Consider the following 14138-nt stretch of genomic DNA (forward strand, 5'->3'; position numbering starts at 1 on the left):
ATGAGTACTCTTGAACACCCACCGCTTACGGTCGCTCAGCAGGCTGAAACGGTTCGCTGGTCGATCCCGCTGGCACTGTTTGCCTGCGTGCTGCTGGCCTTTTTTGACAAGGTGAGCATTGCCGCCCTGTTTTCTGACGTGCAATTTCAGCAGGCGATGGGGCTGAGTTTTGACACCACCCGCCTGGGGCTATTAATGAGTGCCTTTCTGCTCAGCTATGGCTTCTCCTCGATGCTGCTCAGCGGGCTGGGCGACCGCATCAACCCGCAGCGTTTACTGGTAAGCATGATGCTGCTCTGGTGCCTGCTGATGGTGGCGATGGGCTTCTGTCACTCCTATCGGACCATGCTGGGATTGCGCATCGCACTGGGCGTGGCGGAAGGGCCGCTATTCCCGCTGGCATTTGCCGTGGTGCGCAATAACTTCCCGCAGCACCTGCAGGCGCGCGCCACCATGCTGTGGCTGCTGGGAACGCCTATCGGTGCCGCCATCGGTTTTCCGCTCTCGCTGTTTATTCTCGGCCACTTTGGCTGGCAGAGCACCTTCTGGTTTATGGCACTGCTGACGCTGCCTGTGGTGGGCTGGATTTGTCTCGCGCTACGCAATATTCGCCGCGGAATGACAGCGACGCGCAGCAACGCTCAGCCGCGCAAAGCGGCACGTGCGGTGCTCTATCGAAACGGCCACTTCTGGCTTATCTGCCTGTTCAACATCACCTATCTCACCTATTTGTGGGGCATTAACGGCTGGCTGCCCAGTTATCTGGTGGAGGGGCGCGGCATTCATCTGCGGGATGTGGGCTGGCTCTCTTCGCTGCCGTTTATCGCCATGCTGGCAGGCGAAGGGCTGGGTGCCTGGCTCTCTGACCGTGCCGATCGCCGTGCGCTGGCCTGTTTTATCTCTCTGGGGGGCGCGGCAATCGGCCTGCTGGCAGTGCTGCATCTCCAGCAGCAGGGGGGGGTGATTGCTGCCATGAGCTTCAGCACATTTATGTGGGGCGCGGGGGCGCCGAATATCTTTGCCCTGCTGGCAAAAGCCACGCCACCCAACGTTAGCGCGGCCGCCGGCGGTGTGTTTAACGGGCTGGGGAATTTTGCCGGCGCGCTGGCACCGCTACTGATGGGGGCAATAATCGCCGAATCTCACAGCATGGACAGCGGCCTGCTGTTTCTGGTGGTGGTGGCCGCAGCGGGCTGCGTGCTGTTACTGCCAATCCTGAAACGTTACTGAGGAGTATCAACCATGTCAGAAAGCATCACTAAAGCTGCCGTTAAACCTGCCAACCTGTCAATGGATGAGTGGGTGGAGTCGCGCATTGCACGTTTTTCCGGACGTAAATATGACTGGAGCGCGCTGAAATTTCAGGCCGACTTCGACCCGAAATATCGCCGCGCTCAGATGCGCTATATCGGCACCGGCGCGACGGGCGTGTCCAGCGACAGCAACACCGTTCCTGCTGAGCATTTCACCTTCTCAACCATGGTGCTGCCGGCGAAAAGTGAAGGACCGCTGCATCTGCATGACGATGTGGAAGAGGTATTTTTCATGCTGAAAGGCTGCATCACGCTGATGATCAAAGAGGGTGACAGCTACTGCGAAACGGTGCTCAACGAACGTGACCTGATCTCGGTTCCTGCCGGCATTTACCGCGGCCTGTTTAACCATGGCGAGGAAGAAGCGTTGATGTGCGTGATGCTGGGCACCGCGAAACCGCATATCCCGACCTATCCGCACGATCACCCGCTGGCTAAGGTGAAACGTCAATGATCCAATGGTGGGAGACCGGAAATGGACCGGCGCTGGTGCTGCTGCACGGCATCAGCTCCGGCAGCGGCAACTGGCATAAGCAGCTGAATAACAGCGGCCTGCAGCAGTGTTGCCACATGCTGGCGTGGGATGCGCCGGGTTACGGGCAGAGCCAGCCGCTCACTCACCCCCATCCTACCGCCGCGCTGTATGCCGATATGCTGGCGCAGATGCTGGATGATGCCCATATCTCACGGGCGGTGGTGGTCGGACACTCGCTGGGGGCGCTGATCGGCAGTGCGTTCGCCGCGCGCTATCCACAGCGCATTACGCGTCTGGTGCTGGCCGATCCGGCGCAGGGCTATGGCAGCGCCGCGCCGGAGCTGCAACGGCAGGTGCTGGAACAGCGGGAACAGCAGCTGGCTGGCGGGCTGAAGACGCTGGCCGACGACCGTGCTGCGCATCTGCTGCGCCCGCGGGCTGACGAGCGCGATATTGCCACGGTGGCGGCGGGAATGCGGCGGCTAAATCGGGCGGCATATCTCCAGGCGGCATCCATGCTGGCCACGGAGGATATCCATCACTGGCTGGCGGATATTCACTGCCCGACAGAGGTGTGGTGCGGTGAGCTGGATGAGATTACGCCGCCAGCACGGGTGCGTGAGCTTGCGCGCCGCTGGAGTCTGCCTTACCTGACGATCCCGACTGCCGGGCATGCTTGCTATCTCGATAATGCGGCTTTTTTTAATCGCCAGCTGCAGCGCATTACGGAGGCCGAAAATGAACCTGCAAATTAACGGGCGCGTGGCGGTGGTTACCGGGGGGTCCTCCGGCATCGGCTTTGCCACGTTACAGCTGTTATTGGAAGCCGGCGCCAGAGTGGCCTTCTGCGGGCGCGATACGGCGCGGCTGGCCAGTGCGCAGGCTGCGCTGCGGGAGCAGTTCCCCGATGCCGATATGCTGGCGCACCACTGTGATGTGCTGGTGCAGGAGCAGGTTGAGCGCTTTGCGCTGGCGGTCAGCAAACGTTTTGGCGCGGTGGATATGCTGATTAACAACGCCGGGCAGGGCTATGTGGCGAACTACGCAGACACGCCGCGCGATGCCTGGCTGCAGGAAGCCGGGCTGAAACTGTTTGGCGTGCTCAATCCGCTGCAGGCTTTTTTGCCGTGGCTGGAACAGTCGGATATGGCTTCGGTGACCTGCGTCAATTCGCTGCTGGCACGCCAGCCGGAGGAGCACATGATTGCCACCTCTGCGGCGCGGGCTGCGCTATTGAACATGACGCTAACGCTGTCGAAAGATCTGATCGCTAAAGGTGTTCGGGTGAATTCGATCCTGCTCGGTATGGTGGAGTCCGGCCAGTGGCGGCGGCGCTTTGAGCAGCGGGAAGATCGCGATCTCAACTGGGAGCAGTGGACGACTGCGCTGGCCCGGCGGCGCGGGATCCCGCTCGGCAGGCTTGGCAAGCCGGAAGAGGCGGCCCGCGCGCTGCTGTTTCTCGCCTCGCCGCTGGCTTCTTTCACTACCGGGGCGGCGCTGGATGTCTCAGGCGGCTTTTCCCGCCAGCTATGAGGGTAAATGATGAAAAAGATCATGCTAATCGGCTTTGGTGCCATGGCCCAGGAAGTCCTGGCGCGGCTGCCGCAGGGCGTTGAGCCTGGCTGGATAGTGGCGCGGGAAAGCCATCATGCGGCGATCCGCGATCGCTTTGGCGCACGGGTTGCCGCACTGACTTCTCCCACAGCCTGTGACGGGCAGCCGCAGCTGGTGTTGGAGTGCGCCAGCCAGCAGGCAGTCGTCGAATATGCTCAATATGTTCTGCTGCGCGGCTGGCGGCTGGCGGTGATTTCTACCGGCGCGCTGGCGGATGAGTTACTGCATCAGCGCCTGCTGGCGGCCTGTCATAGCGGGGAGGGGCGGTTGATCCCGCTTTCTGGTGCCGTCGCCGGGCTGGACGGGCTGGCTGCCGCGCGCGAGGGCGGACTGGACCATGTGATCTATCAGTCGTGTAAAAGCCCGGCCAGCTGGCGGGGTAGCCATGCAGAAACGCAGATAGACCTGTTGGCGGTCAGCGAACGTCAGGTGTTCTGGCGCGGCAGCGCGCGTGAAGCTGCACGACTGTTCCCGGCTAACGCCAATGTGGCGGCAACCATTGCTCTGGCTGGGATTGGGATGGACCAGACGCAGGTTGAGCTGATGGTTGACCCGACAACGCAGCGCAATACCCATACGCTACAGGCGGCGGGAAAGTTCGGCGATCTGTACCTGGAACTTCGTGGTTACCCGCTAAGCAGCAATGCGAAAACCTCCATGCTGGCAGCACTCAGTGCCGTACAGGCCTGCCGTCAGTTGCTCTATCTCTAAGGAATCCTGATGGAAACGTTAAAGCTGTACCTGGCCGGCGAGTGGCGCGAAGGGCGCGGTGAGCGTTTTTGCAGCACTAACCCGGCCGATGGATCGGTTAATGCCTGGCTGCATGCCGCCAGTCTGGACGATGTTGAGCTGGCCGTTAACGCGGCCGAGCGTGCCTGGCGGGCGCCGCAGTGGCGGCAGAGGCTGCCACACCAGCGTGCCGCGATCCTGCATCGTGTGGGTGACCTGATTACGCAACGGCTGGAGGCGCTGGCGCAGCTGCAGACGCGCGACAACGGCAAACCGCTGGCGGAGACGCGCGGGCTGGTCGCCAGCGCTGCCGCAACCGCCCACTATTTTGCGGCCGTCTGTGAAGTGATGGAGGGGGAGCTCCCGCCGCCGCGCAGCAACGACTTTATTACTCTCAGTCGCTATGAGCCGATCGGTGTGGTGGCGGCAATCACGCCGTGGAACTCACCGATTGCCAGTGAGATGCAGAAAATTGCCCCGGCGCTGGCGGCAGGCAATGCCGTGGTGCTGAAACCGGCGGAAGCCACGCCGCTGATGGCGCTGGAGCTGGCCGCGCTGTTTGAGCAGGCCGGGCTGCCGCCGGGGCTACTGAGCGTACTGCCGGGCAAAGGCTCAATAGTCGGGGAAGCGCTGGCGCGTCATTCACTGGTGAAGAAGATCTCCTTTACCGGTGGAACCCGCACCGGGCAGCGGCTGGCGCATATCGCGGCGGACAAACTGATCGGCACTTCGCTGGAGCTGGGAGGGAAATCCCCGACCATTGTGCTGGCCGACGCCGATATTGAGCAGGCCGCACGCGGCATTTGCTACGGCATTTTCAGCTCTGGCGGGCAGGCGTGCATTGCCGGATCGCGGCTGTTTATTCATCGCGCGCTCTACCCACGACTGATCGACAGACTGCTGCAGTTAACGGATGGCCTGCGTCTTGGCGACCCATTGCGTCCCGGCACCCATATTGGCCCGCTGATCGGCCCCGAGCATCGCCAGTCGGTGATGGACTATGTGGCGCTGGCGCGGGAAGAGGGTGGCGAGATTTTGTGCGGGGGAGAGATCCCTGCCGATCCGGCGCTGGCGAAAGGTAACTGGTTCCAGCCGACGATTATCGCCGGGCTGAATAACGCGGCAAGAGTGTGCCAGGAGGAGATCTTCGGCCCGGTGCTGGTGGTGATGCCGTTCGAAGATGAGCAGCAGCTGATAGCGCAGGCTAATGATTCGATCTATGGCCTGGCGGCCGGCATCTGGACGCGCGACATCCCTTATGCCTTGCAGCTTGCCGATCGGCTGGAGTGCGGAACGGTGTGGATCAACACCTACAAAGTCTTTTCGATAGCCACGCCGTTTGGCGGTTTCAAGCAGAGTGGGCTTGGGCGCGAAAAGGGGCTGCAGGGCATTAAGGCCTGGATGCAGCAGAAGAGCATCTATCTGGCGATGACCCCGGCAATTAACGCCTGGAGTGACTAACTATGGAACGGGAAGTAGCGATGAGCGAAATGATAACGGTGGGTGAAGCGCTGGCGCGGACTCTTGAGTTATACGGGGTTAAAACGCTGTATGGGATTATCTCTATTCACAATTTACCGATTGCCGATGCCATCGGCCAGCGCGGGAGGCTGCACTTTGTTCCCGCTCGCGGCGAGGCGGGTGCGGTGACCATGGCTGATGCGCACGGCAGGTTCAGCGGGTTGGGCGTGGCGTTAACCAGTACCGGTGCCGGAGCGGGCAATGCGGTGGGGTCGCTGCTCGAAGCGATGAACGCCGGTACGCCTCTGCTGCATCTGACGGGGCAGGTTGAGAAGGCATATCTTGATGCCGACAGCGGATTTATTCACGAAGCCCGCGATCAGCTCGGGCTGCTGCGCAGCAGCGGTAAAGCCGCGCTGCGCGTGCACTCGCCGCAGCAGGCGGTGGCGCTGCTGCACCGGGCAATTCAGATAGCTCAGACGCCGCCGTGCGGTCCGGTTTCGGTTGAGATCCCGATAGATATCCAGAACAGCCTGATACCCGACTCGCTGGTGACGACGCCGGTCGCTCCTCTTTCTCCGCCAGCGCCGCCGGAAAGCGTGATTGCCGCACTGGCGGAAAAGGTGAAACGTGCCAGCCGCCCCCTGCTGTGGGTCGGCGGCGGAGCATCAGGCTGTAGTGAGGCCATAAGAAAACTGGCCGATGCCGGGTTTAGGGTGATCTCCAGCGCACACGGTCGCGGTATTTTACCGGATGCTCATCCGCGCAGCCTGCGCGCATTTCACAATTCCCCTGCGGTGGAAAGCGTGATGGCAGAATGTGACTTAACGCTGATCGCCGGTTCGCGCCTGCGCAGTAATGAGACGCGCAGCTGGACCCTGACGCTGCCACAGCCGCGGGTGCAGATTGATATCGACCCGGCAGCGGCCAGCCGAAATTATCTGGCGGATGAGGTGCTGAACTACGACTGCCGTGCGCTGCTGAATGCACTGGCACAGCGCCTGTCACCGGTCAGTGATGTGGCGGGCGATCGTCAGATTGCGCAGGCGGTAGCAGAAGCGGAGCGTGAACTGCGCGCGCAGTGCGGAGTGTATGCCGGGCTGAACGATGCCGTTGCCGCCGCGCTGCCTGCGCAGGGGATTCTGGTGCGTGATATTACCGTTTCCGGCAGCGTCTGGGGCAGCCGTTTACTGCGTGCCAACGGTGCCTTAGCCAATATTCATTCGCTGGCGGGGGCAATCGGGATGGGGCTGGCGATGGCGATTGGCAGCGCGCTGGCCAATCCGCAGCGTAAAGTGGTTGGTCTGGTCGGAGACGGCGGGCTGGCACTGGGCGTCGGCGAGCTGGCGACGCTGGTACAGGAGCGGGCTAACGTGACGCTGCTGGTGATGAACGACGGAGGTTACGGCGTGATGCGTGGCATTCAGGATAAGTATTTTGGCGGGCGGCAGTATTACAACGAACTGCACACGCCAGATTATACCCTGCTGGCGCAGTCGATGGGGATGCAGGCCTGGAGCATCAGCGATGCCGCCATGTTCAGCAGCGTGCTGGCGGAAGCGATAGCGATGCCGGGGCCAACGCTGGTGGAGGTTAAAATGAGCGAAATCGGACCATTGCATTTTGCCGGTCCGCCGCAGAAAACCTTATATTAATGATTCGGGGCGGGCATGCCCGCCCCCTGCCGCGCCCGGAATTACTTACCGGCCGCGATACGCTCTTTGATATGGTCGGCGCGCGCCTGAGAAGCCGGATGCGAGTCAAACATGCTGCTTTCGTGCGTGCCTTCCAGCTTGGCCAGCTTCTCGAAGCTGGTCACCAGACCCTGCGGGTTGATGTTGCGTTTTTTCAGCAGATCAAACGAGTAGTCATCGGCCTGTGATTCCTGGCTCTGGGAGAACTGCGCGTTCACCAGTTTTTCACCCAGGTCACCCAGCTGCGACTGAGACAGCGAAGCGGCAATACCGCCAGCAGAAGCCGCCGCGGTGCGGATAGCGGTGGTGGAGTAAGCCAGTTGCATCGCTTTGCGCGAGTGGCCCAGCGCGACGTGGCCCATTTCGTGGCCCAGCACACCTTCCACTTCATTATCGGTCATCATATCCATCAGGCCGCTGTAAACGCGGATGCAGCCGTTTGCCATCGCCCACGCGTTGACATCTTTGGTGACGTAAACTTTGTAGTTAGCCGGCGTGCCGTTGATATTGTCGCCCAGCGCAGCGGAGATCTTCTTCAGGCGTTGAGCATAGGTGCTGCTGGCGGGAGCAATCTGCGCTTCGCTGTCCATCTGCTGACAGGATTTTTCGCTCAGCTCTTTAACCTGCGCATCGCTCAGGGTAGCAGCCTGGTAAGCCTGCGCGCCTGACTGCATCAGGGCATTGCTGTCAAAATTCTGACAGCCGGAAACTAATGTCGCGAGTGCGATCGCGCTAACAGAAATACGTTTCATCATTCCAGTTCATCCATTTAGGTAACAAGGTATAGAAATCAAAAAGTTGTCAATTTATGCTGGGCGAATTATTGCCAGCGAAACTGGAGTTATAGCCTTTGCTGGTATAAATGCATAGCACCACTGCTCCGAAAGGGCCACTAATGTGACTTTTTTTACATCCTGCGCCATGTACATGTTACCCGTGTTTCATGTACATTGATTGTCGACTTTCCTTCGGCTTTGCCTGATAACTCATTCATTACAATAGGTTAAGGACGGCGAAGCGTTAAATCCGACCTGGAGTAGAAAATGTCTTCTCGTAAAGAGCTTGCCAACGCCATTCGCGCATTGAGTATGGATGCGGTGCAAAAAGCCAAATCCGGCCACCCGGGCGCCCCAATGGGCATGGCCGATATCGCCGAAGTTCTGTGGCGTGACTTCCTGAATCACAACCCGACTAACCCGCTGTGGGCAGACCGCGACCGTTTCGTGCTGTCAAACGGCCACGGCTCAATGCTGATCTATAGCCTGCTGCACCTCAGCGGTTACGATCTGCCAATCAGTGAACTGGCTAACTTCCGTCAGCTGCACTCCAAAACCCCAGGTCACCCTGAATACGGCTACACCGTAGGCGTGGAAACCACCACCGGTCCACTGGGCCAGGGTATCGCCAACGCGGTCGGTTTTGCTATTGCAGAACGCACGCTGGCCGCGCAGTTTAACCGTCCGGGCCACGATATTGTTGACCATAACACCTACGTGTTCATGGGTGACGGCTGCATGATGGAAGGCATCTCGCACGAAGTGTGCTCGCTGGCGGGTACGCTGAAGCTGGGTAAACTGGTCGCATTCTATGATGACAACGGTATCTCCATCGACGGCCACATTGATGGCTGGTTCACCGATGACACCGCGCAGCGCTTCGAGTCTTACGGCTGGCACGTGGTGCGCGGCGTGGACGGTCATGATGCGGACGCGATTAAGAAAGCGGTGGAAGAAGCGAAAGCGGTGAGCGATAAGCCTTCCCTGCTGATGTGCAAAACGGTTATTGGCTTCGGTTCGCCGAACAAAGCTGGTACTCACGACTCCCACGGTGCGCCGCTGGGTGATGAAGAGATTGCACTGACCCGTAAGCAGCTGGGCTGGAACCACGCGCCGTTTGAAATTCCTTCAGACATCTATGCACAGTGGGACGCGAAAGAAGCGGGCCAGGCGAAAGAAGCTGCATGGGACGAGAAGTTTGCTGCCTACGCTAAAGCCTTCCCGGAGCTGGCCGCTGAGTTCAAGCGCCGCATGAACAACGAGCTGCCGGCAAACTGGGCTGCTGAGTCGCAGAAGTTTGTTGAACAGCTGCAGGCGAACCCGGCGAAAATCGCCAGCCGTAAAGCGTCACAGAATGCCATCGAAGCCTTTGGCAAACTGCTGCCGGAATATCTGGGCGGCTCCGCTGACCTGGCGCCAAGCAACCTGACGATGTGGTCTGGTTCTAAGCCAATCAACGAAGATGCAGCGGGTAACTACATCCATTACGGCGTGCGCGAATTCGGTATGACCGCTATCGCTAACGGTATCACCCTGCACGGTGGTTTCCTGCCGTACACCGCGACCTTCCTGATGTTTGTCGAATATGCCCGTAATGCGGTGCGTATGGCTGCACTGATGAAGATCCGTCAGGTGATGGTCTATACCCACGACTCTATCGGTCTGGGCGAAGATGGCCCAACTCACCAGCCGGTAGAGCAGCTGGCGAGCCTGCGCGTGACGCCGAACATGAGCACCTGGCGCCCGTGTGACCAGGTTGAGTCGGCGATTGCGTGGAAATATGGCATCGAACGTCAGGATGGCCCAACTGCGCTGATCCTGTCGCGTCAGAACCTGGCACAGCAGGATCGTACCGCTGAGCAGCTGGCTAACGTTGCGCGTGGTGCTTACGTGCTGAAAGATTGCGACGGTACGCCGGAGGTCATCTTCATCGCTACCGGTTCAGAAGTTGAGCTGGCGGTGGGCGCTTATGAGCAGCTGACTGCTGAAGGCCGTAAGGCGCGCGTGGTTTCCATGCCGTCTACTGATGCCTTCGACAAGCAGGATGCCGCTTACCGTGAATCGGTGCTGCCGAAAGCTGTCAGCGCGCGCGTGGCGATTGAAGCCGGCATCGCAGATTACTGGTTCAAATACACCGGCCTGAACGGTGCTATCGTCGGTATGACCAGCTTCGGCGAGTCTGCACCGGCCGAGAAGCTGTTCGACCTGTTTGGCTTCACCGTGGATAACGTGGTCGCTAAAGCGAAAGCGCTGCTGTAATCACCAGCGGGCGAGGCGTGCCTCGCCTCAGGATGTTATAGCGTAGGGGGGCGGGCATACCCGCCCCTTTTTTGTTCCCACCGATAAATTCTAAATTTGTGACGTAGATCCAAACTTACGCGCCACAATTGATCCCAGTCATTCCTATTATTCCTGACTTCTATTATTCTGGCTGAAGCGTTTCAGTTGTCAGTGGGCCCTGTTATTTCCGCCGACCGATCGATAAGAATCTGCTGTACAAATCGCCACGGCTGGCTCAGGCTAATTGTCCGATTTTACGGTGAATTCTGCTGCAGGAGTAATATGACGGTTCGCATTGCCATAAACGGGTTTGGTCGCATTGGGCGCAATGTTTTACGCGCGCTGTACGAGACCGGGCGACGTGCTGAAATTACGGTCGTCGCCATCAATGAGCTGGCGGACGCCGCGGGCATGGCACATTTGCTGAAATACGATACCAGCCACGGGCGATTCGCCTGGGACGTGCGCCAGGAACGTGACCTGCTGACGGTAGGGGATGACACCATCCGCCTGCTGCATGTGGCAGAGCTCGCGCACCTGCCGTGGCGCGAGCTGAATGTCGATGTCGTGCTCGACTGTACCGGAGTTTATGGCAGCCGTGCCGATGGTGAAGCGCATCTGCACTCCGGGGCGAAAAAGGTGTTGTTCTCGCACCCTGGCGGGCACGATCTGGATGCCACCGTGGTTTACGGCGTGAATGAGAAAGAGCTGCTGCCGGAGCACTTGCTGGTGTCGAATGCTTCCTGTACGACCAACTGTATCATTCCGATTATCAAGCTGCTGGATGATGCCTGGGGTATTGAGTCCGGCACCGTCACCACGATTCATTCGGCGATGCATGACCAGCAGGTGATTGATGCTTATCACCCGGATTTACGGCGCACTCGCGCTGCCAGCCAGTCGATTATTCCGGTCGACACCCGACTGGCCGCCGGCATAACGCGTATTTTTCCGAAATTTAACGACCGCTTCGAAGCGATCGCGGTGCGCGTGCCGACCATCAACGTGACGGCCATTGACCTGAGCGTCAGCGTGCGTGATGCGGTAAAGGCATGTGAGGTCAACGCCCTGCTGCAAAGTGCGTCAGAAGGGGCATTTAGTGGTATAGTTGACTATACGGAATTACCGTTAGTCTCGATAGATTTTAACCACGATCCGCACAGTGCCATAGTGGACGGCACGCAGACGCGGGTCAGCGGTCAGCACCTGATTAAGACTTTAGTCTGGTGCGACAACGAATGGGGCTTTGCTAACCGGATGATTGATACCACGTTAGCGATGGCCGCAAGCGGTTTCAGGTAGGGCGCGGTTTGCGCCTGTAAAACTTAAGAGTTAAACGAGAGGATTCACCATGTCTGTAATTAAGATGACCGATCTGGATCTTGCTGGTAAACGCGTACTAATTCGTTCCGATTTAAACGTGCCAGTGAAAGAAGGGAAAGTGACGTCTGATGCACGTATTCGTGCTTCATTGCCGACCATCGAAGCGGCCCTGAAGCAGGGCGCAAAAGTGATGGTAACCTCCCACCTTGGTCGCCCGACCGAAGGTGAATACAACGAAGAGTTCTCACTGCTGCCGGTAGTGAACTACCTGAAAGATAAGCTGGGCGCGGAAAACGTCTCCCTGGCGAAAGAGTACCTCGACGGCGTTGAGCTGGAAGCCGGCAAGCTGGTGGTCCTGGAAAACGTTCGTTTTAACAAGGGCGAAAAGAAAGACGACGAAGCGCTCTCTAAAAAATATGCGGCCCTGTGCGACGTCTACGTGATGGACGCCTTCGGCACCGCGCACCGCGCACAGGCTTCAACGCACGGCGTGGGTAAATTTGCCCCAATCGCCTGTGCTGGCCCGCTGCTGGCGAACGAGCTGGAAGCGCTGGGTAAAGCCCTTAAAACGCCTGCGCGCCCAATGGTGGCAGTGGTTGGCGGTTCAAAAGTCTCCACTAAGTTTGACGTACTGAACTCGCTGGTGAAGATTGCTGACACCGTGATTGTTGGCGGTGGTATTGCTAACACCTTCGTGGCCATCGACAACAACGTCGGTAAATCACTGTACGAGCCAGATTTCGTTGAAGCGGCGAAAAAACTGCGCGATGAGTTCAAGATTCCGGTTCCTACCGACTCTCGCGTCGGCACGGAATTCTCTGAAACTGCACCGTCTACCGTGAAGAAAGTGTCTGAAGTTCAGGACAATGAAGAGATCATGGACTTCGGTGATGAAACCGCAGAAGCAATGGCTAAGCTGTTGAAAGAAGCTAAAACTATTCTGTGGAACGGCCCGGTTGGCGTGTTCGAATTCCCTAACTTCCGTAAAGGCACTGAAATCGTTGCTAAAGCGATTGCAGACAGTGACGCATTCTCCATCGCTGGCGGCGGTGATACGCTGGCGGCCATCGACCTGTTTGGTATTGAAGATAAAATCTCCTATATCTCTACCGGTGGCGGTGCATTCCTCGAGTTCGTGGAAGGCAAAACTCTGCCTGCGGTTGCCATGCTGGAAGAGCGTGCGAAGCAGAACTAATTAATCCTCAGTGCGGGGTGTTTGATGCCCCGCGTGAGATCTGAATCCTTTAATACGACCGAAGAAACAGGACAAGCTAACATGTCTAAAATTTTTGATTTCGTAAAACCAGGCGTTGTCACCGGTGACGACGTTCAGAAGATCTTCAAAGTGGCGAAAGAGAACAAGTTCGCCCTGCCAGCAGTTAACTGCGTGGGTACTGACTCCATCAACGCCGTTCTGGAAACCGCTGCGAAAGTAAAAGCACCGGTCATCATTCAGTTCTCCAACGGTGGCGCCGGCTTCATCGCCGGTAAAGGCCTGAAATCAGATAAGCCACAGGCTGCTGCTATCTTTGGCGCAATCTCTGGCGCACACCACGTGCATCTGATGGCTGAACACTACGGCGTGCCGGTTATCCTGCACACCGACCACTGCGCGAAGAAGCTGCTGCCGTGGATCGACGGCCTGCTGGAAGCGGGTGAAGCTCACTTCGCCAAAACCGGTAAGCCACTGTTCTCTTCTCACATGATCGACCTGTCTGAAGAGTCACTGGAAGAAAACATCGAGATCTGCAGCAAGTATCTGGCGCGCATGGCGAAAATCGACATGACCCTGGAAATTGAACTGGGCTGCACCGGTGGTGAAGAAGATGGCGTGGACAACAGCCACATGGACGCTTCCGCGCTGTACACCCAGCCAGAAGACGTTGATTACGCTTACACCAAGCTGAACGCCATCAGCCCACGTTTCACTATCGCTGCTTCATTCGGTAACGTGCACGGCGTGTACAAGCCAGGCAACGTGAAACTGACCCCGACCATCCTGCGTGATTCTCAGAAATACGTCAGCGAAAAACACGGTCTGCCAGTGAACTCTCTGGACTTCGTATTCCACGGCGGTTCCGGTTCATCTGCGGCTGAAATCGAAGAGTCTATCGGTTACGGCGTGATCAAAATGAACATTGATACCGATACCCAGTGGGCAACCTGGGACGGCATCCTGCAGTACTACAAAAAGAACGAAGGTTATCTGCAGGCGCAGCTGGGCAACCCGGAAGGCGCTGATAAGCCGAACAAGAAGTACTACGATCCACGCGTATGGCTGCGTGCTTCCCAGTCTTCAATGATTGTTCGCCTGGAGCAGGCATTTAAAGAACTGAACGCGGTCGACGTACTGTAATTCAGCTTCTGCTCAAAAAAGGCCCTGAGGGGCCTTTTTTTATGCAATCAATTCGGAATGTTCAGGTGATTTCGTGACTTGTTTGGCAAAACTGCAATTTTTTGCATACCCTTAACG

Annotated in this window: 12 protein-coding genes; 11 read left to right on the forward strand and 1 reads right to left on the reverse strand. The window is 58.2% G+C overall.

What is annotated here, in order from left to right:
* Genes ID864_RS12100 through ID864_RS12130 form a run of 7 tightly spaced genes read left to right on the forward strand, consistent with a single transcriptional unit; the run spans position 1 to position 7247 of the window.
* A complete protein-coding gene (locus ID864_RS12100) occupies positions 1-1230 on the forward strand; it encodes an MFS transporter (protein ID WP_048918402.1) in 1230 nt (409 codons plus the stop codon).
* Positions 1231-1242: 12 nt separating this feature from the next.
* Positions 1243-1767, forward strand: a complete 525-nt coding sequence (locus ID864_RS12105; protein ID WP_048918401.1) for a cupin domain-containing protein — start codon at positions 1243-1245, stop codon at positions 1765-1767.
* Positions 1764-2543, forward strand: a complete 780-nt coding sequence (locus tag ID864_RS12110; RefSeq protein ID WP_191149875.1) for an alpha/beta fold hydrolase — start codon at positions 1764-1766, stop codon at positions 2541-2543. The genes ID864_RS12105 and ID864_RS12110 overlap by 4 nt, the downstream gene beginning before the upstream one ends.
* A complete protein-coding gene (locus ID864_RS12115; RefSeq protein ID WP_048918399.1) occupies positions 2527-3321 on the forward strand; it encodes an SDR family oxidoreductase in 795 nt (264 codons plus the stop codon). The genes ID864_RS12110 and ID864_RS12115 overlap by 17 nt, the downstream gene beginning before the upstream one ends.
* 9 nt (positions 3322-3330) lie before the next feature.
* On the forward strand, positions 3331-4113 hold the full coding sequence (locus tag ID864_RS12120; protein ID WP_191149912.1) for an aspartate dehydrogenase: 783 nt from the start codon (positions 3331-3333) through the stop codon (positions 4111-4113).
* Between the two features lie 9 nt (positions 4114-4122).
* The gene (locus ID864_RS12125; protein WP_099753470.1) at positions 4123-5592 is read left to right on the forward strand and encodes an aldehyde dehydrogenase; all 1470 of its coding nucleotides are present in this window, start codon (positions 4123-4125) and stop codon (positions 5590-5592) included.
* Positions 5593-5612: 20 nt separating this feature from the next.
* A complete protein-coding gene (locus ID864_RS12130) occupies positions 5613-7247 on the forward strand; it encodes a thiamine pyrophosphate-binding protein (RefSeq protein WP_191149913.1) in 1635 nt (544 codons plus the stop codon).
* A 41-nt stretch (positions 7248-7288) separates the two neighbouring features.
* On the opposite strand, the gene loiP is transcribed toward ID864_RS12130, so the two are convergent.
* Entirely contained in the window at positions 7289-8041 is a 753-nt protein-coding gene (loiP, locus tag ID864_RS12135) for a metalloprotease LoiP (RefSeq protein ID WP_048917237.1), read from the reverse strand.
* Between the two features lie 288 nt (positions 8042-8329).
* Here loiP and tkt point away from each other — a divergent pair, with 288 nt between their 5' ends.
* The 4 genes from tkt to fbaA all read left to right on the forward strand — a co-directional run bounded on the left by tkt (position 8330) and on the right by fbaA (position 14021).
* A complete protein-coding gene (tkt, locus tag ID864_RS12140; protein WP_099753471.1) occupies positions 8330-10321 on the forward strand; it encodes a transketolase in 1992 nt (663 codons plus the stop codon).
* 303 nt (positions 10322-10624) lie between these two features.
* Positions 10625-11644 carry an erythrose-4-phosphate dehydrogenase gene (gene epd, locus ID864_RS12145; protein WP_048917235.1) on the forward strand — a complete coding sequence of 340 codons (1020 nt, stop codon included), beginning with the start codon at positions 10625-10627 and terminating at the stop codon, positions 11642-11644.
* Between the two features lie 49 nt (positions 11645-11693).
* Positions 11694-12860, forward strand: coding sequence for a phosphoglycerate kinase (pgk, locus tag ID864_RS12150; protein ID WP_099753472.1), 1167 nt, complete (start codon positions 11694-11696; stop codon positions 12858-12860).
* Between the two features lie 81 nt (positions 12861-12941).
* Positions 12942-14021: a class II fructose-bisphosphate aldolase gene (fbaA, locus tag ID864_RS12155; RefSeq protein WP_048917233.1), complete on the forward strand. Its 1080-nt coding sequence runs from the start codon at positions 12942-12944 to the stop codon at positions 14019-14021.
* Positions 14022-14138 lie beyond the last annotated feature (117 nt).

This window comes from Erwinia aphidicola, from assembly GCF_014773485.1.
GTDB classification, from domain to species: Bacteria; Pseudomonadota; Gammaproteobacteria; order Enterobacterales; family Enterobacteriaceae; genus Erwinia; species Erwinia aphidicola.

Coding starts and splice junctions, on each gene's coding strand:
- tkt (WP_099753471.1), top strand. CDS start 8,330: ATGTCTTCTCGTAAAGAGCTTGCCAACGCCATTCGCGCATTGAGTATG.
- ID864_RS12110 (WP_191149875.1), top strand. CDS start 1,764: ATGATCCAATGGTGGGAGACCGGAAATGGACCGGCGCTGGTGCTGCTG.
- ID864_RS12130 (WP_191149913.1), top strand. CDS start 5,613: ATGAGCGAAATGATAACGGTGGGTGAAGCGCTGGCGCGGACTCTTGAG.
- ID864_RS12125 (WP_099753470.1), top strand. CDS start 4,123: ATGGAAACGTTAAAGCTGTACCTGGCCGGCGAGTGGCGCGAAGGGCGC.
- ID864_RS12120 (WP_191149912.1), top strand. CDS start 3,331: ATGAAAAAGATCATGCTAATCGGCTTTGGTGCCATGGCCCAGGAAGTC.
- fbaA (WP_048917233.1), top strand. CDS start 12,942: ATGTCTAAAATTTTTGATTTCGTAAAACCAGGCGTTGTCACCGGTGAC.
- epd (WP_048917235.1), top strand. CDS start 10,625: ATGACGGTTCGCATTGCCATAAACGGGTTTGGTCGCATTGGGCGCAAT.
- ID864_RS12105 (WP_048918401.1), top strand. CDS start 1,243: ATGTCAGAAAGCATCACTAAAGCTGCCGTTAAACCTGCCAACCTGTCA.
- loiP (WP_048917237.1), bottom strand. CDS start 8,041: ATGATGAAACGTATTTCTGTTAGCGCGATCGCACTCGCGACATTAGTT.
- ID864_RS12100 (WP_048918402.1), top strand. CDS start 1: ATGAGTACTCTTGAACACCCACCGCTTACGGTCGCTCAGCAGGCTGAA.
- ID864_RS12115 (WP_048918399.1), top strand. CDS start 2,527: ATGAACCTGCAAATTAACGGGCGCGTGGCGGTGGTTACCGGGGGGTCC.
- pgk (WP_099753472.1), top strand. CDS start 11,694: ATGTCTGTAATTAAGATGACCGATCTGGATCTTGCTGGTAAACGCGTA.